At 72.5% G+C, this 18,147-nt stretch carries 35 protein-coding genes; 2 read left to right on the forward strand and 33 right to left on the reverse strand.

The window, feature by feature from the left end:
- Positions 1–219 precede the first annotated feature (219 nt).
- The 31 genes from ACZ6IM_RS05450 to ACZ6IM_RS05600 form a co-directional block, all read right to left on the reverse strand.
- Complete coding sequence (locus tag ACZ6IM_RS05450) at positions 220–660, reverse strand: AAA family ATPase (RefSeq protein WP_469554381.1); 441 nt, start codon at positions 658–660, stop codon at positions 220–222.
- Between the two features lie 21 nt (positions 661–681).
- On the reverse strand, positions 682–1,062 hold the full coding sequence (locus ACZ6IM_RS05455) for a hypothetical protein (protein WP_469554383.1): 381 nt from the start codon (positions 1,060–1,062) through the stop codon (positions 682–684).
- Entirely contained in the window at positions 1,059–1,259 is a 201-nt protein-coding gene (locus ACZ6IM_RS05460; protein WP_469554384.1) for a hypothetical protein, read from the reverse strand. The genes ACZ6IM_RS05455 and ACZ6IM_RS05460 overlap by 4 nt, the downstream gene beginning before the upstream one ends.
- Entirely contained in the window at positions 1,256–1,540 is a 285-nt protein-coding gene (locus ACZ6IM_RS05465) for an HNH endonuclease (RefSeq protein WP_469554385.1), read from the reverse strand. Before ACZ6IM_RS05465 ends, ACZ6IM_RS05460 begins: the two co-directional genes overlap by 4 nt.
- 19 nt (positions 1,541–1,559) lie before the next feature.
- Complete coding sequence (locus ACZ6IM_RS05470) at positions 1,560–1,853, reverse strand: hypothetical protein (RefSeq protein WP_469554386.1); 294 nt, start codon at positions 1,851–1,853, stop codon at positions 1,560–1,562.
- A gap of 163 nt (positions 1,854–2,016) precedes the next feature.
- A complete protein-coding gene (locus tag ACZ6IM_RS05475; protein ID WP_469554387.1) occupies positions 2,017–2,262 on the reverse strand; it encodes a MerR family transcriptional regulator in 246 nt (81 codons plus the stop codon).
- Between the two features lie 236 nt (positions 2,263–2,498).
- Positions 2,499–3,221: a DNA-methyltransferase gene (locus tag ACZ6IM_RS05480; RefSeq protein ID WP_469554389.1), complete on the reverse strand. Its 723-nt coding sequence runs from the start codon at positions 3,219–3,221 to the stop codon at positions 2,499–2,501.
- A gap of 136 nt (positions 3,222–3,357) precedes the next feature.
- A complete protein-coding gene (locus ACZ6IM_RS05485) occupies positions 3,358–3,780 on the reverse strand; it encodes a hypothetical protein (RefSeq protein ID WP_469554391.1) in 423 nt (140 codons plus the stop codon).
- 154 nt (positions 3,781–3,934) lie between these two features.
- Complete coding sequence (locus tag ACZ6IM_RS05490; protein ID WP_435252052.1) at positions 3,935–4,309, reverse strand: hypothetical protein; 375 nt, start codon at positions 4,307–4,309, stop codon at positions 3,935–3,937.
- A 164-nt stretch (positions 4,310–4,473) separates the two neighbouring features.
- On the reverse strand, positions 4,474–4,692 hold the full coding sequence (locus tag ACZ6IM_RS05495) for a hypothetical protein (RefSeq protein WP_469554393.1): 219 nt from the start codon (positions 4,690–4,692) through the stop codon (positions 4,474–4,476).
- A gap of 38 nt (positions 4,693–4,730) precedes the next feature.
- Positions 4,731–5,444, reverse strand: coding sequence for a hypothetical protein (locus tag ACZ6IM_RS05500; protein ID WP_469554395.1), 714 nt, complete (start codon positions 5,442–5,444; stop codon positions 4,731–4,733).
- Positions 5,441–5,824, reverse strand: a complete 384-nt coding sequence (locus tag ACZ6IM_RS05505; RefSeq protein WP_469554397.1) for a hypothetical protein — start codon at positions 5,822–5,824, stop codon at positions 5,441–5,443. The genes ACZ6IM_RS05500 and ACZ6IM_RS05505 overlap by 4 nt, the downstream gene beginning before the upstream one ends.
- A 138-nt stretch (positions 5,825–5,962) precedes the next feature.
- Entirely contained in the window at positions 5,963–6,187 is a 225-nt protein-coding gene (locus ACZ6IM_RS05510) for a hypothetical protein (protein WP_469554398.1), read from the reverse strand.
- The gene (locus ACZ6IM_RS05515) at positions 6,184–6,699 is read right to left on the reverse strand and encodes a hypothetical protein (RefSeq protein ID WP_469554400.1); all 516 of its coding nucleotides are present in this window, start codon (positions 6,697–6,699) and stop codon (positions 6,184–6,186) included. The genes ACZ6IM_RS05510 and ACZ6IM_RS05515 overlap by 4 nt, the downstream gene beginning before the upstream one ends.
- Positions 6,696–6,872 carry a hypothetical protein gene (locus tag ACZ6IM_RS05520; RefSeq protein WP_469554401.1) on the reverse strand — a complete coding sequence of 59 codons (177 nt, stop codon included), beginning with the start codon at positions 6,870–6,872 and terminating at the stop codon, positions 6,696–6,698. Before ACZ6IM_RS05520 ends, ACZ6IM_RS05515 begins: the two co-directional genes overlap by 4 nt.
- Positions 6,869–7,087 (reverse strand): Lsr2 family DNA-binding protein, encoded by a 219-nt coding sequence (locus tag ACZ6IM_RS05525; RefSeq protein ID WP_469554403.1) that lies wholly within the window; start codon positions 7,085–7,087, stop codon positions 6,869–6,871. The genes ACZ6IM_RS05520 and ACZ6IM_RS05525 overlap by 4 nt, the downstream gene beginning before the upstream one ends.
- Positions 7,084–7,467: a hypothetical protein gene (locus tag ACZ6IM_RS05530; protein ID WP_469554405.1), complete on the reverse strand. Its 384-nt coding sequence runs from the start codon at positions 7,465–7,467 to the stop codon at positions 7,084–7,086. The genes ACZ6IM_RS05525 and ACZ6IM_RS05530 overlap by 4 nt, the downstream gene beginning before the upstream one ends.
- Positions 7,464–7,799 (reverse strand): hypothetical protein, encoded by a 336-nt coding sequence (locus ACZ6IM_RS05535; RefSeq protein WP_469554407.1) that lies wholly within the window; start codon positions 7,797–7,799, stop codon positions 7,464–7,466. Before ACZ6IM_RS05535 ends, ACZ6IM_RS05530 begins: the two co-directional genes overlap by 4 nt.
- Positions 7,800–7,822: 23 nt before the next feature.
- Positions 7,823–9,205, reverse strand: a complete 1,383-nt coding sequence (locus ACZ6IM_RS05540) for a hypothetical protein (RefSeq protein WP_469554408.1) — start codon at positions 9,203–9,205, stop codon at positions 7,823–7,825.
- A 6-nt stretch (positions 9,206–9,211) separates the two neighbouring features.
- A complete protein-coding gene (locus ACZ6IM_RS05545; protein WP_469554410.1) occupies positions 9,212–9,436 on the reverse strand; it encodes a hypothetical protein in 225 nt (74 codons plus the stop codon).
- Positions 9,423–9,812: a hypothetical protein gene (locus tag ACZ6IM_RS05550; protein ID WP_469554412.1), complete on the reverse strand. Its 390-nt coding sequence runs from the start codon at positions 9,810–9,812 to the stop codon at positions 9,423–9,425. The genes ACZ6IM_RS05545 and ACZ6IM_RS05550 overlap by 14 nt, the downstream gene beginning before the upstream one ends.
- Before the next feature lie 13 nt (positions 9,813–9,825).
- Positions 9,826–10,095 (reverse strand): hypothetical protein, encoded by a 270-nt coding sequence (locus ACZ6IM_RS05555; protein WP_469554413.1) that lies wholly within the window; start codon positions 10,093–10,095, stop codon positions 9,826–9,828.
- A complete protein-coding gene (locus ACZ6IM_RS05560) occupies positions 10,092–10,640 on the reverse strand; it encodes an HTH domain-containing protein (RefSeq protein WP_469554414.1) in 549 nt (182 codons plus the stop codon). The genes ACZ6IM_RS05555 and ACZ6IM_RS05560 overlap by 4 nt, the downstream gene beginning before the upstream one ends.
- Entirely contained in the window at positions 10,637–11,392 is a 756-nt protein-coding gene (locus ACZ6IM_RS05565; protein ID WP_469554415.1) for a hypothetical protein, read from the reverse strand. Before ACZ6IM_RS05565 ends, ACZ6IM_RS05560 begins: the two co-directional genes overlap by 4 nt.
- Positions 11,393–11,462: 70 nt before the next feature.
- Positions 11,463–11,678: a hypothetical protein gene (locus tag ACZ6IM_RS05570; RefSeq protein ID WP_469554417.1), complete on the reverse strand. Its 216-nt coding sequence runs from the start codon at positions 11,676–11,678 to the stop codon at positions 11,463–11,465.
- Positions 11,675–11,893 (reverse strand): hypothetical protein, encoded by a 219-nt coding sequence (locus ACZ6IM_RS05575; protein WP_469554419.1) that lies wholly within the window; start codon positions 11,891–11,893, stop codon positions 11,675–11,677. Before ACZ6IM_RS05575 ends, ACZ6IM_RS05570 begins: the two co-directional genes overlap by 4 nt.
- Complete coding sequence (locus tag ACZ6IM_RS05580) at positions 11,890–12,405, reverse strand: hypothetical protein (protein WP_469554421.1); 516 nt, start codon at positions 12,403–12,405, stop codon at positions 11,890–11,892. Before ACZ6IM_RS05580 ends, ACZ6IM_RS05575 begins: the two co-directional genes overlap by 4 nt.
- The gene (locus ACZ6IM_RS05585) at positions 12,402–13,025 is read right to left on the reverse strand and encodes a hypothetical protein (RefSeq protein WP_469554423.1); all 624 of its coding nucleotides are present in this window, start codon (positions 13,023–13,025) and stop codon (positions 12,402–12,404) included. Before ACZ6IM_RS05585 ends, ACZ6IM_RS05580 begins: the two co-directional genes overlap by 4 nt.
- A complete protein-coding gene (locus ACZ6IM_RS05590; protein WP_469554425.1) occupies positions 13,022–13,813 on the reverse strand; it encodes a hypothetical protein in 792 nt (263 codons plus the stop codon). Before ACZ6IM_RS05590 ends, ACZ6IM_RS05585 begins: the two co-directional genes overlap by 4 nt.
- Before the next feature lie 159 nt (positions 13,814–13,972).
- Positions 13,973–14,152: a hypothetical protein gene (locus ACZ6IM_RS05595; protein ID WP_469554427.1), complete on the reverse strand. Its 180-nt coding sequence runs from the start codon at positions 14,150–14,152 to the stop codon at positions 13,973–13,975.
- Entirely contained in the window at positions 14,149–14,370 is a 222-nt protein-coding gene (locus ACZ6IM_RS05600) for a helix-turn-helix transcriptional regulator (RefSeq protein ID WP_469554429.1), read from the reverse strand. Before ACZ6IM_RS05600 ends, ACZ6IM_RS05595 begins: the two co-directional genes overlap by 4 nt.
- Before the next feature lie 138 nt (positions 14,371–14,508).
- On the opposite strand from ACZ6IM_RS05600, the gene ACZ6IM_RS05605 reads away from it, so the two are divergent.
- Both ACZ6IM_RS05605 and ACZ6IM_RS05610 read left to right on the forward strand, forming a co-directional pair.
- Positions 14,509–14,976, forward strand: coding sequence for a helix-turn-helix domain-containing protein (locus ACZ6IM_RS05605; RefSeq protein ID WP_469554431.1), 468 nt, complete (start codon positions 14,509–14,511; stop codon positions 14,974–14,976).
- A gap of 110 nt (positions 14,977–15,086) precedes the next feature.
- Positions 15,087–15,824 (forward strand): hypothetical protein, encoded by a 738-nt coding sequence (locus ACZ6IM_RS05610; protein WP_469554433.1) that lies wholly within the window; start codon positions 15,087–15,089, stop codon positions 15,822–15,824.
- A gap of 194 nt (positions 15,825–16,018) precedes the next feature.
- Here ACZ6IM_RS05610 and ACZ6IM_RS05615 read toward each other — a convergent pair whose 3' ends face one another.
- A complete protein-coding gene (locus ACZ6IM_RS05615; protein WP_469554434.1) occupies positions 16,019–17,524 on the reverse strand; it encodes a recombinase family protein in 1,506 nt (501 codons plus the stop codon).
- Positions 17,525–17,661: 137 nt separating this feature from the next.
- Positions 17,662–18,039 carry a four-helix bundle copper-binding protein gene (locus tag ACZ6IM_RS05620; protein WP_052837257.1) on the reverse strand — a complete coding sequence of 126 codons (378 nt, stop codon included), beginning with the start codon at positions 18,037–18,039 and terminating at the stop codon, positions 17,662–17,664.
- Between the last annotated feature and the right edge of the window lie 108 nt (positions 18,040–18,147).

Here is an 18,147-nt window from a genome sequence, read left to right on the forward strand (position 1 = left end):
GACGCTTAGGAGGGTCGAACTCGGTTCGCGGTGGATAGCGCACGGCCGCGGGGAGAGAGACGGGCGACAAGGGCTTTTGGGTCGCCCGCCCCTTCGCCGTACGTCTGGCACCGGCCCCCCTCCCCCTCCCCCTGACCTGGGCCGACGATCGGGGCGAACCGGACACGATCGCATCGTGATCGCGAGCACTCGACGCGCTCGCCGGCCGCTCGCCTCCGCTCACCAGTCCCGTGACGCCTGGGTGGTGACGGGGTGTGACCCACCCTTGCGGTACTCCCGGTACCACCGGGTGACCACGCGTTCCATGGCCTCGGACCGCATGGCCCGCACCCGCTCCCGCACCACGTCCTCGCCGGGGTCGACCACCACGATGCGGGCGCCGAGCCGGCGGTAGCGGGTGCGGGCCTGTGAGCTGGGCATCGTGTGGATCAGGTAGACGTCGAGCTCGTCGAGGTGCTTGAGCGCCTCGTCGATGGCGGCGTAGCGAGCGCGCTGTGCGACGCGCTGCGCCAGGCGCTCGTGGTTCCAGGCCGGGGCGCCGGGGCCGGTGAGGGCGCGGGTGATGCGGTCCAGGTCGATGACGATGTCACGCGCTGTGGCGTGCGCTTCGATCCAGCTGCTCTTGCCCGCGGCTGGCGGGCCGGTGATGACGTAGAGCAACCGTGCTCCCTCCCGACGTTGTCACCGGGGGTGACCCATGGGGTAGCGGGTAGCCGCTCGGTGGACGTCGTCCTCACTCAGCGTGCCGCCGATGACGTACGCCGGCTCGGGCAGGAGCTGCGCCCCGTCGGCCAGTGCGCGGGCGGTGCGGGCCCACGTGTCGGCGAGCTTGAGGGCCTCGGTGGACCGGACGCCGTGGAACTGGGCGAGGCGTCGTTCCTCGGCCATACGGTCGCGCTGCCAGGCGTTGTCGTGGTTCTGGCGGGCGCGGGCGTCGTCCTCGTGCTGCACAGCCTGGCTGTACTCGGCTGTCGCGCGCTCGGCCCAGTGGAAGGCGTGGGCCTGGGCGCGGCGGTGCGCCTCGTCGCGCCAGTCGGCGTGACTCTGCTCGTGGTCGCTCATGGTCGCCTCCTCGTTCGGCACCAGCTGTAGCCGCAGTCGATCAGGTTCGGGTCGTAGTGCGTGTCGGTGATGCTGTCCGGCGGTGTGCTGGGCTCCATGCCGAGCTGGTGTTCCAGGCGCCTGGTGACGGCGTACGAGGCGCGGTCGTGGGTGGGGCAGCGGCGGGCGATGCGGTGGAGCAGCTCGCGTATGGTCACCACCTCCTGGACGCTCGGGCCTGTGGCTGGGTGGTGCGGTTGCCGCGGGCGCTGTTGCAGCGGCGGTGCGCGCTGCGGGCGTTGGCGGGGTCGAGGAGGTCGCCGCCGAGTGACAGCGGGACGGCGTGGTCGAGGGTGAAGGACCAGGCGCTGCGTTGGGCGGCGTAGCCGGTGAGGGTGTAGTCGATCTCGTGGCCGCACTGCCAGCACGGGAGGCGGCGGGCACGTTGCTGGTCGCAGAGGCGGCGGTAGGGGCGCCCGTTGCGGGGGTTGCCGGCCACGGGCGCCACCTCCTGTGGGCTACTCGTCGCCACCGATGCTGTCGTTGAGCTCGCCGTCGTCGTGCTTGTCGAGGAGCTGCTGGTCCTGCTCGGGCAGCTCGTCGACGGCGTTGTTGAGGGCCCAGGCCATCAGGAGGGTGTCGTAGTCCTCCTGGGAGAGGTCCTTACAGGCGTCGGGCCGGTTGGTCTTGGTGGCCTCGGAGCTGAGTGCCTTCTGGCAGTCGGCCTGCTGCTCGGCGTCGGACTTGCCGCAGGCGGTGGTGAGGGCTACGAGGGCGAGTAGGCCGGCGGCGAGGGCGGTACGGGTGCGCATGGTCCCCCCAAGGACGTGGATGCGGTGTGTACGCGCATGATGCCGCCCTGTGGGGGCGCGGTGGTGACGGTGTGTCTGTTCCGTGATGTCGTCCCGCTGCCCGGCACGTGCCCGCGGCGTTGGGGCGCCTGCGGGTCACGCCGCCTCTGGCCGGGCAGCGGGGCTAGGGGGCGCCGATGCCGACGAGGCGCAGCGCGCGGGGGCGGGTGGCGCGTTCGGCGTGGGCGAGGTCGACGAGGGCGTAGAGGGGGCGGCCGCGGTCGTCGAGGCCGGCCGGTGCGAGGTGGCCGCGGGTGACCCAGTTGCAGATGGCTGGGCGGCTGACGCGGGCGGCGTCGGCGCTGAGCATGCGGCGCCATCGGGTGGCGAGCTCGGCGGCCTGGGCGCCGTTGTAGAGATCCTCGGCCACGGTCGGTCACCCCCTGGACGTGGCGCAGCCCCGGGCCGGGGAGGCGCCGGGGCTGCGGCTTCACTGCCGATGGGCACAAGTGTGCTACTGGCTCCATGTTCACGCTATGTGGCGATCTTGTCCAGCGACACGGCGCGGCCCGCCTCGCGGGTGGGTGCGAGGCGGGCCGTGTGAAGCGCCGCTGTCCGAGCGGAGCGCGTGCCGCGGGCCAGTGTGGCACGGCACGGTGACAGCCGTCAGCCGGCGGCTTGCTTGAGGCGTGCGCGGGCGGTTTCGGCGATGCGGTCAGAGAGTTCGACGCCGACGAAGAACCGGCCGGTGGTGAGTGCGGCAACGCCGGTGGAACCGGAGCCGGTGAACGGGTCGAGCACGGTGCCCTCCGGCGCGCAGATCTTGACCAGTTCGGCCATGAGCTCGTCGGGCTTCTGGGTGATGTGTACGCGACCCTTGCCCCGGGGCTGGCTGGCGGTGAAGAGGCCGGGGAGGTAGACGGGGTTGCGGGCGGCGTCTACGGGGCCCTTGGTGGCCCACAGGACGTATTCGCAGGCTCTCTTGAAGCCTCCTCGGGCGGGGCGGCTGATGGGCTTGTGCCAGGGGACGATGCCGCGCCAGGTCCAGCCTGCGGCCTGCAGGGCGTCGGAGGTGGCGGGCAGCTGGCGGAAGTCGGTGAAGACGAGGAGCGGCCCGCCGTGCTGGGTGATGCGGTAGCACTGTGCGAGCACGAGGGTCATCCAGAGCGTGTAGCTCCGCTGGTCGCGGGTGTCGCCATCGAAGTCGGGCAGAGCGTGCTGGGCGTTGCCGGAGACGTACTTGTCCCGGGCGGTGGTGCTGGTGCGGGCGGTGATGCTGGTGCCGCCGGAGTTGTAGGGCGGGTCGGTGATCGTGGCGGCCACGGAGTCGCTGGGCAGGGTTGTGAGGATGGTGAGCGCGTCTCCCTGGTGCAGGGTCCAGCCGGGCATGGGTTCCCCTCTCGGCGCGGTCGCGTACGCCTGGATGGCGAGCGAGTCGGTGCACTGCACAACGAGTGTCCGATGGGAACGCGTGTTCGCATAGCGGTTACCGCGCAGCGCCGGCTTGCGCCCGCGCCGGGAGACGTCAAGGCCTGCGGTATGCGCGCCGCTGGCTCAGCGCTTCGGTGACGGTGGAGCCGTACCAGCGGTTGACGCCACCCTGGGTGTCGTCGGGTTCAGGCCAGCGCCGGGGACCGCCCTTGCGGCTGCGGGAGAGGTCGGCGCGGATGGTGCTGGCGGTGATGCCGACGCCGGCGGCCTCGAGGTCGCGCGCGGTGTAGAGGCGCCGGGGTTCGAGGGTGACGGCCTGGCGGTCGATGTGGTCGCGGATGAAGGCGTCGACGGCGTCGGGGTCATACAGGCGCCAGCGGCCGCGCAGCTGCTCGAGGGGCGTGGGCCAGGCGGCGTGGCGGGTCCAGGTCTTGCTGACGGTGGTGAGCGGGCGGCCGGTGCGGTCGGCGATGTCCGCGACGGTCTCCGGGGGCCGGGCGGGCCTGCGGGCTACCATGTGAGCCTGTCCTCTCCTCGTGAGTGCGATGGGTCTGGACCGGTAGGGGTTTCGCGACGGTGCTTGGCGCCGAGGGCTTAGGCCCGGCCCCTGCCGGTTTCTCTTGTCTTCAGCGGGTGCCGCCCCCGGCTGGGTGCCGGGGGCGGCGGTTGGATCAGTCAGCCGCGTTGATCACCAGCCAGCGGGCGAGGTCCTTGAGGGCCTCTTCCGCGTAGACCAGGTTGGCTCCGCACCCTTCGGCGCGGGTCTCGATGTACCTCGTGGCACAGAGTGCGTAGAGGTCGATCGCGGCCAGGAGGTGAATGCAGCCGGTGAACAACTGCGCCTCCTGCGTCTCCCCCATCGGCTCTTCCGCCGCCAGGGCCGCCGCCCGCTGGACTGCGGGGATGACGGTGCTGGTGGGGATCTCCCGCTCGACCGGCATACCGATCGGGACGGGGAGGAGTCCGCAGACTTCGACGAGGAGGGAGTACACCCGGGAGATCGTGTAGGCGAGGGCGCCCATGATCTCGTCGTCGTGGTCAGCCATGTGACTGTCCTTTCCGCTGTTGAGTTGAGATGGATCGGGAGTTCGGGGTTCGCGGCCCCTCCCTCTTGAGTAGTAGTTTACAGCGTTTGGGTAGTGGATTACAACACCCTTGGGTGAAGAAAAGGGCCCCCGTCCGCGCACGGTCGGGGGCCCGTCGGGTGGTGCTACGCGAGACGCCAGCCGGACAGCCGGCCGTCGTCGCCGACGTCGGCGGTGAGCCGGGTGCCGGGCAGCTCGGCGATGGGCAGGCCGACGGCTGCGGCGATGTCGGCGGCGGGGTAGCGGGCGGGCTCGCCGCGCTCCTCGGCCGGGACGTCGGCGACGACTTCGGCCTGCTCACCGAAGAGCAGCAGGACCTGGATGGAGACACGCTCTGTGGTCATGGGATCGATCCTCTCGTGGGTGGTGGCGCGGTGGCGACTCAGGCCACGGCGCCGGGGTTGCGGGTCTGGTGGGCGCTCAGGACAGCGGCGGCGTGCTGGTCGTACGCGTCGGGCTCGAGGGTGTGGCCGCAGGCCCTGCAGACGATGTTCCAGTGGCCGTCGGTGCGGACGAGGGCGAAGGCCTCGCAGGACGGGCACGGGGCGGCCATGGGGTGGCGGCGCGGTACGGCGTGGGTGAGGGAGCGGACGCGGTGGACGAGGTCGCCGACGGCGCGGTGGTAGTCGGCGACGGAGTCGAGGGTGAGCGTGTACGGGAGGTAGGCGGTCAGCCAGGCGCACCAGCCGGGGATCGTCCGGCCCTCGGTCGGCCAGGCCTCGTCGCAGGGCTGGGTGTGGGCGACGCCGTACGGGTCGCGCGCGGCCGCGGGGTACTGGTAGGCGATGTGGCCGGCCCAGGCGGCGAGGACGGCCGCGATGGGCGCGGTGCCCTCGTCGTCCGAGCCGGGCGCGGGGTCGTAGCGGCCCGGGGCGAGGAGGACCAGGACGCGGAAGTCGACGGGCGCGGGGGCGTGGGCGCGGCCGGTGCCGCCGAGGCGGCCCTGCGCCGGGCCGGCGCTGGGGGTGACGAACTGCTCGAGGAGCCGGGCCTGGCCGGGGAGTTCGGCCAGCCACGCGCGCAGCTCGTCGGCGCAGGCCTCGCAGGCCCGGGTGCCGTCGGGGGCGGGGCGGGGGCAGATGGTGCAGGCGGTCACGGTGCCTGCCCTGGGGCGCCGTGGGCGGCCACGTAGGCGCGCAGGGCCTCAGGTATGGGGGTGCGGCCCTTGCGCCGGCTGTTCCTGTCCTCGCCCATGAGCATGGCGTGCAGCTCGTCGAACGACTTGAAGATCTTGTCGGTGGCCTCCTTCATCGCCTGCTTGGCGGCGGCGTCGAGTTGGTCAACCTGCTTGGCGACCTCGGCCTCGAAGGCCTCGTCGGTGAGGAGCGGGACGAGTTCGCGGGCGGTCTTGATCTCGTAGCGGAGATCCTTGAGGATGCCGCGCGCCTCGCGGATCTCCTCGCGGAGCTCCTCGCGGGTCTGTTCGAGGTCGGCGATCCTGCGTGCCAGGTCGGCGACGGTCGGGGCGTTGGCCATGGTCCTTCTCTCCGGCCGGTGGGGCGGGGGCATTCGTACTGGCGGGTGGGGGTGGCTGCCTCGCGCGCGGGCGCGCGCCTGCGTTCGTGCGCGCGGTAACCGCAGGTGCGCGCCCGCGCGCGAGGCCTGGCTAGTCGGTCATCGGGGCTCCGTGGGGTGGTCGGTGGTGGGCAGGTCGAGGATGGCCTGGCAGGTGTCTTTGTCGCGGCGTCGGCGTCGCTGCTCCTGGTGCTCCTCGGCGGCGTCCATGAGGCGGGCGACGAGGAGGTAGAGGCAGACGGCGAGGGCCACGAAGAGGACCAGGCCGACGATGGCGGCGAGGCCTCCGAGGGCGCCCACGGTGAAGACCTGAGTTGGGGTCACGTCCGCCTCCCGCGGCGGTGGGCTCGGCGCTCGGCGAGCTCGTCGACGAGCTCCTTCGCGGCGACGGCGCCGCCGAAGACGGCGGCCAGGGCCCACCACCAGTCACCGCGTATGACCCCGACGATGCTGCCGGCGAGGCAGAGCACGACGAGGAGGGTGCCGTAGGCGATGCTGGCGCGGCTCGGGTACCACTCCCTGGTGCGGGCCCAGGTGGCGCCGGTGGCGTCCTTGTGGACGGGGCCGTCGTGGTCCTGTCGGAGGATGCAGGGGCCGAGGATGCGGGGGCCCGTGATACTGCCGGTCGAAGCGATGGTGGAGGCGTCGCAGGTGGGCTCGGTGCGGGGCGTGGGCATGGTGGTCCTGTCGTCGTGGGTGATGCGGTAGCCGGAGCTGATGAGGTGCAGCTCGACGTCGGCGGCGACCGTGGTGGGTACGAAGGGCTCGACGGGGTCGGTGGTGATCCACCAGTCCTCGAGGGCTGCGGCGATCACGGCGCGGGGTGCGGGCGTCATGAGGTCCTCCGGCGGCGGGGGCGTGCGACTCGTCGCAGGGCGCGGCAGGCCCACGAGACGCCGGCGATCGTGCCGAAGATCAGCCCTGTGCCGGCGGCCGCCGCGATGACCAGCCATGCGATGCCGGCCTGGCCGAGGGACCAGAGCGCGTCAAGGGCCTCTGTGATGATCACGGCGTGGCTCCCTCGGTCTGCTGCTGTGCGGCCCGCCAGGCGGCTTGGACGAGTCGCGGTATGGGGCCGTCCGCGGCGCAGTCGATGCCGTTCTGGTGGGCCCAGGCGCGCACGGCCCGCGGGTCGTGGGACGTCGGGGCGCAGCGGCGTGCGACCGCCTCGGTCCGCTCGGTGTCGATCTCGGTGAGGAGCCGGCGCAGGGCGTCGATGGTCATCGCTGCGCCCCGTCTTGGCGCGCGTCGGCGGCGGCCTCGTCGGCCATGCGGCGCAGCTTCTGGCCGATGCGGTGGGCAGTGCAGTCCGCGCACCCACCGCATCCGCATGCGTCCTCGTGTCCGCCGTCGGCTACGTCGGCGGCCGCGCTGAAGACGGCAGCCCGGGCAAGAGGCTCGGCAACGTCGCGGAGGATGCGGGCTGCGTTCTGGGGGCCTACGAGGCGGTGGAGGAAGGGGCCCAGTCCGTCGCGCAGGAGGTCACGTCCGAGATCGAGCGCGGTCTGCTCGGCGGAGCTCACCGGGGCCTGGTGTTCGACGGCCTCGTCGAGGATGTAGCCGGCGGGGCGGGGGCCGCGGATGCCGCGGGGGCGGTTGGTCATCGCTGCCACCTGACGGGGCGTACGCCGCGGCGGTCGCGGTTGATGCGCGGGGCCGGGGTGCGGCGGGGCGCGGGGACGGGGCAGCTCTTGAGGTGGGGCATGTGCAGGTGCTCGTCGTTCTCCGGGGTGGGGCGGTCGCGGGTGAGCTGGCGGGTGAGCCAGCGGCCGGTGTGGTCCTGGCGTACGGCCTGGTTGCCGGCGGGGTCGCGGTCGGGGTCGACGGCGAACGGGACGCGGTTGGCGGCGGTGACGCACCAGATGACGTCGGCGAGGCAGCGGGGGCAGCGGCCGGGGCCGTTGGCGGCGGGCGGGCGTGGTGGCGGGTAGGGCATCGCAGGACGGTTCCTCTCGTGGGTCAGGCGGGTCTGCAGGCGGCGCAGCGGTCGTACGGCAGGGGTGTCGGGGAGTCCCAGCCGCACGCGCTGCAGGCGTACGGGCGGGGGCCGGTATGCGGTGGGTGGCCGGCGCGGCCGCGGGCTGCTTCGATCTCGGCGCAGGTCTTGCAGGGCATGCCGGTGTGGGCGAGGAATCCCCAGTGGCAGCCGGTCATGCCGCAGCGGGAGCGGACGGGCAGGACGGCGCCGAGGAGCCAGCGGCCGGGGTCGCGGATCTCCTCGGGCGGGGTCCAGCCGCGGAGCCGGGCGACCTGGTCGCGGATCTCGTCGGGCCAGACGCCGTCGACGCGGATCTGCCGGAGGATCTCGCGGACGATGCGCCGGGTCATGAACGGCGAGACGTCCGGCAGGAGATCGGCCACGGGGGCCAGGACCGGGCGCAGCAGGGCCCAGGCGTCGCGGCTGAGGGTGAGCGGCGGTCCGGCGTACGCGGGGCGCGCAGCGGGCCGCGTACGGCCTCGGAAGGCCGGCGGCACCGCGGGGGCGGCCGGGGTCTCACCCTCAGGGTGGTTACCGAGGGTATCCACAGGGGCGGGCCCCCACTTACGGTCATCTCGCCTACGGCGGAAACCACCACGCTCGGGCGTACTGCTCTCGTCAGTCAGTCCAGCGTCTTCCTTGATCGCGAGGGATCCGCCATCTGCGCACGCTCCCGATCCGCCATCTGTGTGCGGTCGGCCGGGGCCGCCGTCGACGACCGTGAGCGGCTGGTCGTGGACCTCGTAGAGGTGGCGGCCGTGCGCGCCGGCGCGGCGGTGCACGGTGATCCAGCCGAGCGCCTCGAGCTCGTCGGTCATGCGGCGCGCGCTGTACTCGGTGACGCCAAGTAGCGCCGCCAGCTCGGCCGCGGTCACCGGGGTACCGGTCGCCACGGCGTACGTCACGGCGCAGTACAGGACGAACAGCGGGCGCCGCAGCGTCTTGACCGCGAGGACAGGGACATACGCGAAGTGCTCGCCGCGGCCGACCGCGCGGGTGCGGCGCTCGGCGGTCTCGCCGTCGCCGTCCGACGCAGTGCGGCGCACGGTCGTCAGCTCGGGTATGCCGTCCGGCCCGGGCGCGGACAGCTCGGCCAGGTACCGCTCGGCGGTGCGCTTCGCGTCGCCGAGGTATCGGGCGAGGGTGGTGACGCCGGCACGGCAGCCGTCGGTGCGCTGCGCCAGGGCGGCGATCTGCACCCAGTAGGCGACGGCGCCCGGCGAGTAGGCGCCGCTGCCCCACAGCCGCTTGGGCACCTTCACCTTCTGCCGGTGCCACGCCGGCGTCGTGTCTGCCAGGCCCGCGCCACCGGCCCCGCCACGAAGGTGGCGGGGCTCGGCGGGGAGCTCAAGCAGGTGGGTCACGGTGTCCTAGCTGGTGTCGTCGTCGGCTTCGGGGACTGTGTAGGTGGCGCCGCACGGGGCGGTGCGGACTCCGGGGCTGACGTGGCGGTGGACCTGGCCGCAGCCGTCGCAGGAGACGGCGTACTCGGTACGGCCCTGCGTGCGGATCGGCGTCGTGGTCACGGCGGCCGGCCCGCCCCAGCGGGACGGGTCGGCGGGCAGCAGCGGTAACTGGCCGTCAGTGCTGCTCATCGGTGCCGCCGGTATGCGACTCGGTCCGCCGTGCCGAAGGCCTGGGCATGGTCAGGGAGATGGGGCGGACGACGTCGCCCTGCGGCACCCAGGTGTGGATGTCCGGGCGGGCGATGAAGTGGCGGGCCTCGAGCTGGGTGAGGGACATGCGGGCCTGCTTCGCCGTGATGCGGGCGAGGTGGGCCAGGCGCCCGGCGTGCTGGACACCGCCCGCGGGCAGGTTGCCGTCGGCGTCGGCGAGGTGGGCCAGGACGAAGGCGATCGTGCGGGAGTTGCGGTGGAGGTCGCTGCCCAGGACGGCGGCCTCCCAGCGGGCCCGGTCGTAGGCGCGCGGCGGGGCGAGGGCGGCGGGCGTCGGTATGGCTCCGGTGGTCATCAGGTCCTCACAGTCAGGTGGTTGGGCCCGGGCAGGTCCGGGCGTGATCGGCGTGGACGGTGGCGGTGAAGTCGGCGACGTCGGCCGCGCCGACCGCCACCCGCTCGCAGCCGTGGCGGCAGGTGAAGCGGGCGGTCGGAAGGCGTAGCCACACGCGGCGGTGGGTGTGCCAGTCGCCGCAGTCGACCCACAGGCCGGGCAGATCCGTGGGCGGCCAGTGGGCGGGAGAGGTGAGGGCGGCCCGGCCCGCGGGGCGAGTCGTCGGGGCGGGCCGCCCGGTCATGCGGTCGGCCGGTCGGCCAGCTGCGCCCGCGGCCGCAGCGTCATGCCGGTGATCAGGAACCCGTCACCGGGCTGCAGCTCGCCGGCGGCCAGCGCCTTCCGGTAGGCGTGCGCCGCGGCGACGACCGCCTGGTGCACGAGCGCCTCCGGCGAGCGGCCGCTCTGCGCCAGGACGGCGAGGTCGCGGCGCAGCGCGCGCCACTGGCTCACGTCCATGTCGGCCAGCGGGTTGACCTGGCGCACGGGCAGCGGGCGTGCTGGCGCAGACGGCGCCGCGGGCGTGGGCGTCTGCTCGTCCGGTGGCGCAGCCGCGTCGCTGGCCTGCGGCGCAGGCTGCGCCACGGGCGGCGCGTCCGGCGTCTGGGCCTGGTCATCGGCTGGCGCAGACTGCGCCGCGGCGGCGTCGAGTGCGTCCAGGTCGCGGCGCACCGTGTCCTTGGAGATGCCCAGGCGCTGCGCCATGTCGCGGTGGCTCAGGTCCGGCTCGGTCTGGCGCAGCTTCGCCACTCGTGCGCGGCGCAGGTCCCGCGCCGAAGCCGGCGTCACTTCGCCTCGCCTTCGGTGGCGGGCTGCTCCTGGGCGGCGCGCTGCTCGGCGGGGAGCACGCGGTGCGTCTGCTTCGGGCCGAGGAGGACGAACTGCAGGGCGCGCTCAGCGAGGAGGCCGTACGCGTAGGCGGCGTCGGCCAGGCCTTCGGCGACCGTCGCCAGGTCGTGCATCTGGGAGGCCTCGTGGTCGGCGACGTAGTCCTGGTCCGCGATGTCCTCGGCGAGCTCCCCGGCGTACAGGCAGTTGGTCAGCCGGTCGTGCGCGGTGCGCAGCTTGCCGACTCCGCTGTACCTCCCCTCCAGCGCCTCGGCGAAGGGGAGAGTGACGCTGCCGGGGACGAGGTCACGGCGGTCGGTGTCGTCGATCGCCAGGACGACCAGGGCGGGCTGCTCGCCGGCGTGCACCGAGCGGATGGCCCATGCAGCGCCGGAGGCGAAGCACATCGCGGCGTGCCGGTACTCACCGGCAAGGTGGTGCATGTGGTTCATGGCGACGCGGCGGAGCTGGGAGGTGGCCCGGGCGTGCGGGCTGCGGGTGACCGGCCGAGCGTTCCAGCCGGTGGCGTCGAGGCCGGGCTGGCCGGTCACCTTGCCGTCGTGAAAGTCGTCGCCGCGCTCGGCGTGGGCGTAGGCGAGGTCGGCCGCCGTGCTGGCCAGCTTCCACTCGTAGGCGGCCTCGCCGAGGGAGCGGACGCTGTCGGTGAGGTGCTCGAACCAGGGCGCGTTCTTCGGCGCCAGGTTGTACATCAAGGGGTACTCCGTGAGGCGTTGAGGCCGGGCGGACGGGACGGAGTCAGGTCACGTCCCGCCCACCCGGGGATCAGGTGGTGGTGCGGGTCGCCCGCATGCGGCGCTGGACCGCGGCGAGGCCGGGCACCGGGACGGTGACGTGGAAGCCGGCCTCGGTGAGGGCGGCGGACTGGACGCGGGCGATGCGGCGGACCTCGTCGCGTCCCAGCCCGGGCAGCTCCTGGGCGAGGCGGTCGGCGAGGACCTCGATCGCGGCCTCGGCGACGATCCCCGGTCGGGTGCTCATGACTCCTCCTGCAGGCGAGCGCGGGCGCGGCGGGCCCGTGCAGCGCGGGCACGGTCGAGGTCGCCGCGGATCCGGGCGGGCAGAGCGGGTACAGCAGCGCGCACCGGCTGCGTGATCCGCCGCAGCGGGCGGCGGCCGGCTGCGCGGCAGTCGGCAGCGGCGCCCACCAGCCACCAGGCGACGACCAGCCCGGCGAAAACCAAGAGCGGGATCACCAGGTCACCTCTCGTTCCTCGAAGCGATGCAGGGCGATGTCGAGGTAGACGGCCTCGGACCAGCGGCTGTCGGCCGGCGGGGCCCACGGTCGGGCCTCGTCGATGCCGTGCTGGGCGTGGTGCAGGGCGGCGGCGGCCACCAGCTCGGGCGCGGCGAGCGCGTCGGCGTCGAGGAGCACGCAGTGCTCATCGGCGTCGTGCGCGGACCAGCCCGTCATGTGCGACCAGGCGATGGTCAGTCCGCGCGGCCGCGCGCTGTCGGCGAGCGTCGGGGCGCCCACCGGCCAGACGGCCCGCACGAACAACTCGGCCGCACCGGCCAGGCCCTGCCGTAACCCGGCCTCGTAGCACGCGGGCAGCAGGCCGACGGCCCGCAGCTCGGCGTGGACAGCGTCGGCGTACGGCAGCTGCGGCAGCATCAGCACCCGGGTGGCTTCGCCCACGGACAACCGGCCGCTGCCGTGGGTGCTCTTCCCGGTGCTGCCCGTCGTCCGCTCCTCAATGGCCCTCACGCGGCACCGCCGGTTGGCTGCTCGGCGAGCTGGGCGGCGATCCACTTCGCGGCGGCCGCGACCGTACGGGCAGGCGCGTCCTCGTTCGAGGTGCCCCAGTCAAGGCGCCGGTACTGGGGGAACTCGCCCGGGACGGGCAGGGCAGCGGCGTTCCAGACGACCGCGCCGCGCTTGCCGCGCCCCTGCGTGATGACACCGACGACGTCGGCCTCGGTCACGCGCTTCACGCCCTTGCCGGTGACGACGAAGTCGTACGGCTCGTCACCGCGAAGGCGGCCGACGCTCAGCCAGGGCTCGCCCGGCCACAGCAGCAGCCCGGCCATCGTGCGGGGCTGCTGGCCGTAGCCATACGTCACGTGCGCGCCCTCACTGGTCGACGCGTCCTCGCCGCGGATGACGAGGGCGGCCTGGCACGACGGGCACACGATCCGCACCGTGGTGCGCCCGACCTGGTCGCCGTGGCCGCAGGCGTCGTTCGCGCAGGCGTGCGCGTCGCCGCCGAGCCGGTCGCGCAACTCGTCGTGGTCGGTGCGGAAGTCCACGTGCCAGGACGGCCGCTTGCAGCCCGCCAGGTGCCGCGGTTCCTGCCAGCCCAGGTAGGTCTCAAGGACGCTGGTCACTCGGCACCGCCGTACTCGCCGGGGTGCTCGGCGCGGTCGATGGTGATGAGGTCCTCGGCCGCCTGGTCCAGCTCGGCGAGTCCCTCGCCCGCGCGGGCGAGGGCGTTGGAGACGCAGCCGGGGGTGCAGTACCAGCGGGGGCCGCCGTCGATGCCGGCGACCTCAAGGCGGGCCCAGCCGAACAGCGTTGGGTCCGAGGGGTCGAGGTCCTCGGCCGTGCCGCAGTCCTTCGCGTGCGGGCACGGGGCGTGGACGTCGGCGTCGAGCAGGCGGGCGAGGGACCGCCGGTCATCGCCTTCGACGACCAGCTGGGCGCGGCCGCCGTACGAGGACACGCAGTCGACGGTCACTCGCTTCACCGGCTCGCCGTCCACAGGCACGTCCCAGGTGAGCGACGTGGGGGTGAGCGTCATGGGGAGGTCGTCAAGGGCGGTGGTCCCGCACTCGGCGGCCACGGCGACCGCGGAGACGAGCAGGAGATCGTCGCCCTTGCGGCCCTCGCACAGGCGCAGCACGGCCTGCCGCTGCCGGTGCGCGCCGGCCATCGCGGCGAGCTGCTCGCGGAGCTCACCGAGTTCGGCGTCGGCCTCGGCCCGGGCCTGGGCGCGGGCGGCGGACACCGCGGCGTCGACGCTCGCGCCGTCGAAGAGGATCCCCGCCTGGCGCTCGGCCTCGGCGAGCTGCTCGCCGGAGGCGGCGTCGTTGTTGGCCCGCATGGTCGCGTCGATCACCGCGGCCGCGGCCGCCGTCGCCGAGCCCGACTCGGCGGCGCCGAGGGCGACGCTCAACGGAACGGGGGTGAGGGGTGGAGCTTCGGGCGGGAGAGGCCCGGGGGTCTGGAATGATGCGGTCACGGTCGTCCACTCCTTCGAGGAAGTAGGGGGTGGGGTGTGCCGGAGGGGTCGCGCACCGGGGTCGAGCCGGTGCCGGCCCCGTTCTCGTGTGGGTCAGGCGGCCTTGCGACGAGCGGCCGGCCGCCGCTTGCGGGGCGCCGCGACGGCCAGTTCGGCCTCGGTGCGGGCGCCCATCGGGATGAGCGCCCGCAGCCGGTCGGCGTCCTCGGAGTTGAGAGGCGGGGCGTCGTCGACCACGCGGCGTATGTACGCCCGCCGTTCCTCGCGGGTCACGCCGCGACCTGGTCGAAGTCGTCGATGTCGAGGCCAAGGAGGTTGGCGAGTACAGCGCGCAGTCGAGGGCGCGGGTGATAGATCCCGCGTTCGATGCGACTGATGTGCGACTCGTCAACGGAGACGCCAGCTTCGGCACACTTTTCGGCCAGGTCTTGCTGAGTCATCCCGCGACGGAGCCGCTCCCGCTTGACTGAGCTTGTGGTTGCGGTTGGCATGCACCACAAGCTAACGCAGGACACCACAGGTTTACAAGGGTGGGGACACAGGTAGGCACAAGTCGCTGTGATGGGCGGACCCCACGGCGTTGCGGTACCTTGCGTTAGCCTGTGTTTCGCTGGTCAGAAGGGGTCTTGATGCCGGAGCCGCACGAGCTACTCGACGAGGCGATGAAGCAGCGCCGCCTCGAGCTGCGCATGAACTGGCGTCAACTCGCAGACACCGCAGGCATCTCATACGAGGCACTGCGCGCGATCCGACGCGGCGACTACCGGCCGGCCGAGCTCACGGCACGGGGCATCGACGACGCACTGAACTGGGCGCCGGGCGGGGTCTATACCGCACTCGCCGGCGGACAGCCAGTGCGCCTCGAAGACCAGCAGGCACCGCAAACCAGCCCGGCGGCAGCGAGCTCCACTCCAACCCTCACTGAAGAGTTGGAGGTTGCCCAGCAGGCCATCGCGGCACTGGTCAGCGGTCTGAAGCTGACCCCTGAGCAGGCCGACGAAGCGTTCCGCAGGGTGTACGCGGACATACTCAAAAGCCACTCCGACCACTCGGGCGAACCACCCGCAGGCGAATTCCCGCCACGACGCGCAGGGTAACGCTTAAGTCACGATCGGTCATATGCAGGCACCCGAATCATGTTCAAAGTCGAACATGTGTACCTCCCCCACAAATTGCTAGATACATGGGACCTGGGGAGGTTTCACGGGTGATCAGTTTTGCCCAGGTCGTGGCAGCACTCGCCGCAGGAGCACTGCTCACGATCGCCGTCATGATGGTGGTCAGGCTGTACGGGGCACGGAACCAGGCCAGCGGGCCGGCCCCAGGTCAAGCCGGAGCCAAACCGGAAGATGAAGACGAGGCCGCAGCGGACGAGGCGGAATGGAAGATCGAAGCCGCCCGCGCCCTCGCACTGCAGGCCGTAGAAACGTTTCGGCAGCAGTCGTCAGATACAGACAAGCCTCCGGGGCCGGACCCGTTCGACATGCCGGAGAACGCTAAGCGGAACGTGTACGCGATCCGTTCGAAGGGTCACCTCACGCTCCTCGTAAGCAGCGCAGTTGCGGTACTGGCCACCGTGGTTTCCGTAGCGCGCGAGGCCGTGCGCGAACACCGCAGCCAGATCATCGGGGCAACGGTCGGCGCAGCTGCTACCGCAACCGCCGTCACCACGCTGACGCTTGTGCCATGGTCCGCAGACACTGACAACGATGCCGAACGGCCGCCCCCCCGCCGCACCAACTGCATCGCCCTGGCACCCCTCGCAGCCTCCGCCGGCGACACCACAGCCCCCCGACAGCGGCCCCACGACCACGCCGTCTCCGTCCGCTCCGGGCGACACCGGCAGCCCGTCAGCCAGCGCATCGCCCAGCCCGACCGGCCCCTCGGCGAGCCCAGAGGCAACGGCCTCGCCGACGCCCACAGCTCCGGACGTCGGCACGGATAAGCCGGTGCCGCCGGCACCGACGGGCAGCAGTTCCCCGAGCAGCGGTGGCGAGAGCAGCCCGGATCCGGATGTCAGCAAGCCGCCTGCAACAGACAAGCCGCCCAGCCAGCCGGACCCGCAGCCAGAGATACCGGCGGACGCGGACGAGTGCGTGTCGGTCGGCCTGGCGCCGCTACTCGGATTGTCCGCCTGCCTCAGCGATAGCTGACCGCGCGCCCGCCCGTCTTTCGCCATTCCAGGCGCTCGGCCGCCGGTGGCTGGTTGCGCCCGGTCCGGGGACTGGGCAGAACATACGGGCGTCCCAGATAGCGCGGGCTCATGACGAAGCGGGCTGTCTCTCGTCGGGCCGTAAGCGGCGCGCGATGCCACGACGCCCAGACGTCGTCCGCGCTGCTCCTCACGATGCTCAGGACCGAGGCCGGCAGCGTCAGCTCCCGCTGCCGGTCCTCGAGGTCCGCGACCTCTGCCTCCTTCGCGGAGAGGGAGTTCGCGAGGATGAGGACTTCGGCGACGCTGGATCCCTTCGCCCCGCGCAGTTCGTCGCGCTCGGCGCGGGCCTTCGCCAGCTGGGCCGCGAGCTCAAGCACGGCGGCGTTGCTGCTGTCCGGCGTCCGCAGCACGTCGTAGATGTCGTCTCGTGCGAGGTACTCCAGCAGGATGCCGAGGTCGTCGGGTTGGCCGATGATCAGGTCGTCGACGGGTTCCTTCTGGATCTTCTGTCCACACTGCTTGCAGCGGTAGGTGGGCTTGCGTCCCTTCTCCTGCCGGTGCGAGGGGTGGATGTCGCAGCGGCTGCACATCAGCGCGGCCGTGAGCACGTGGGTCGGCTTGCCCCCGGTCGTCGTGGTGCGGGACGGGTCGGTGACCTTGCGGTAGACGTTCCAGAACTGGGTCTCGCTGACGATGCCGTCCCAGACGCCGTTGTAGATGGTGCCCTTGTGGCTGCGCAGTCCGGCATACGCGTGGTGGATCACGAGGCGTCGCAGGTGCCCGTGGGTGAAGGGCCGGCCGGAGAGGTTCACGTAGCCGCGCCTGGCGAACTCCTGCTCGACCCAGTTGAAGGTGCGGCCGGCTTCGATCAACTCGAACAGCTGCTTCGGGATCATGGACCAGTCCGGGTCCTCCACCCAGGTGATCAGCTTGCCCGTGGCCGGGTCGTACTTCGGCTTGAGACCGAGGGGCGCCCGCCCGTGAGGCCGGCCCTTCCGGGCCTCCTTCGGCGTCGTCCGTGTCACCCGCCGGTGCGTCTTGTACGACTCGTACTCGGAGTCGACAGCGTCGTCGATGAGTGCCTTGCGGTCGCGGCCGTTGGCCGGGTCGTACAGCCGCTCATGCGTGGTGACCCAGATCTTGACCTGCTTCTCCTCGCAGAGCTCGATGAAGCTGACCCACTCGCCCACGCGTCGGGATCCGCGGGACGACTCCCACAGCATCAGGATGTCGGCGCCGAACCGGCTCTGCCGTCCGGTCGGTCCACTGCGCAAGTCGTCGACGAGCTGCTCGAAGTCGTCGCGTCTCTTCCTCGCGTACCGGCTCGCGCTCAGGCCGTCGTCAACGTACGGCTCGCCGAGCTCCCACCCCTGCTCTTCCGCGGCGTCCTCATTGTCGACGCCCTGGTCCTCAAGGGACGTGCCGCCCTTGGCATCGCTCAGTCTGCGGTACTCCCGCGCGATCAGCTGGACCCAGCCCATGTCGCTCATGCGGTATGGGTATCAGGAATGGGGTCCCCAAGGAAGGCGTAAGCCAGGTCACGGAGTCCGGGCCGAAGAGTCCCGGATCGCCGTCCGTCGCCGCCATACGGGCAGGCTAGCGCGTCGCGCGTGGCGCTCCCAGGGCCTCAGCGCAGGGTGGCGAGGAACTCTCCGCAGGCGCGGGCGCAGTCGCGGCATGCCTGCGCGCTCTCCTCGGCGCCCGGGTGGCCGTCGAAGACGTGCGCGCTCTCCAGACACACCTGGCGGCACCACTCCAGCTGGGCGCCGATGGCGGACTCGTCCACCTGGTTCTGCTCGGACAGCACGCGGCAGGTCGCGTCGCAGACCTCCGCGCACATGATGCCCCTGCGCCGTACGAGTTCCTGGTTCTCGGTCCCGTCCGGGTCCACGAGACTCGCCCGCAGGGCGCACGCCCGCGCGCACGCGGTGCACGCCTGCGCGCACGCGAAGCGGTCCTCGAGGAAGCGGAACAGTTCCTGCTGGGAAGTCGTCGTCGATGTCACACCGCGCGGGTTGCCGCCGCTTGCGGCGCCAAACCGCCGGACCCGGTGTTTCCAAGGGTTGCGAGCCGTTTTCCGGGTGGGTCCGCGGGGCACCCGTGGACCGCCCCC

The sequence above is a fragment of the Streptomyces sp. NPDC042336 genome, assembly GCF_055581985.1.

Bases quoted from the DNA above. Each gene is read 5' to 3' on its own strand.
- ACZ6IM_RS05495 (WP_469554393.1), bottom strand. From the start codon at position 4,692: ATGACCACAGAGCGTGTCTCCATCCAGGTCCTGCTGCTCTTCGGTGAG.
- ACZ6IM_RS05490 (WP_435252052.1), bottom strand. From the start codon at position 4,309: ATGGCTGACCACGACGACGAGATCATGGGCGCCCTCGCCTACACGATC.
- ACZ6IM_RS05480 (WP_469554389.1), bottom strand. From the start codon at position 3,221: ATGCCCGGCTGGACCCTGCACCAGGGAGACGCGCTCACCATCCTCACA.
- ACZ6IM_RS05570 (WP_469554417.1), bottom strand. From the start codon at position 11,678: ATGAGCACCCGACCGGGGATCGTCGCCGAGGCCGCGATCGAGGTCCTC.
- ACZ6IM_RS05530 (WP_469554405.1), bottom strand. From the start codon at position 7,467: ATGACCAACCGCCCCCGCGGCATCCGCGGCCCCCGCCCCGCCGGCTAC.
- ACZ6IM_RS05535 (WP_469554407.1), bottom strand. From the start codon at position 7,799: ATGCCCTACCCGCCACCACGCCCGCCCGCCGCCAACGGCCCCGGCCGC.
- ACZ6IM_RS05545 (WP_469554410.1), bottom strand. From the start codon at position 9,436: ATGAGCAGCACTGACGGCCAGTTACCGCTGCTGCCCGCCGACCCGTCC.
- ACZ6IM_RS05525 (WP_469554403.1), bottom strand. From the start codon at position 7,087: ATGACCATCGACGCCCTGCGCCGGCTCCTCACCGAGATCGACACCGAG.
- ACZ6IM_RS05485 (WP_469554391.1), bottom strand. From the start codon at position 3,780: ATGGTAGCCCGCAGGCCCGCCCGGCCCCCGGAGACCGTCGCGGACATC.
- ACZ6IM_RS05555 (WP_469554413.1), bottom strand. From the start codon at position 10,095: ATGACCGGGCGGCCCGCCCCGACGACTCGCCCCGCGGGCCGGGCCGCC.
- ACZ6IM_RS05605 (WP_469554431.1), top strand. From the start codon at position 14,509: ATGCCGGAGCCGCACGAGCTACTCGACGAGGCGATGAAGCAGCGCCGC.
- ACZ6IM_RS05470 (WP_469554386.1), bottom strand. From the start codon at position 1,853: ATGCGCACCCGTACCGCCCTCGCCGCCGGCCTACTCGCCCTCGTAGCC.
- ACZ6IM_RS05515 (WP_469554400.1), bottom strand. From the start codon at position 6,699: ATGACGCCCGCACCCCGCGCCGTGATCGCCGCAGCCCTCGAGGACTGG.
- ACZ6IM_RS05600 (WP_469554429.1), bottom strand. From the start codon at position 14,370: ATGCCAACCGCAACCACAAGCTCAGTCAAGCGGGAGCGGCTCCGTCGC.
- ACZ6IM_RS05505 (WP_469554397.1), bottom strand. From the start codon at position 5,824: ATGGCCAACGCCCCGACCGTCGCCGACCTGGCACGCAGGATCGCCGAC.
- ACZ6IM_RS05455 (WP_469554383.1), bottom strand. From the start codon at position 1,062: ATGAGCGACCACGAGCAGAGTCACGCCGACTGGCGCGACGAGGCGCAC.
- ACZ6IM_RS05615 (WP_469554434.1), bottom strand. From the start codon at position 17,524: ATGAGCGACATGGGCTGGGTCCAGCTGATCGCGCGGGAGTACCGCAGA.
- ACZ6IM_RS05550 (WP_469554412.1), bottom strand. From the start codon at position 9,812: ATGACCACCGGAGCCATACCGACGCCCGCCGCCCTCGCCCCGCCGCGC.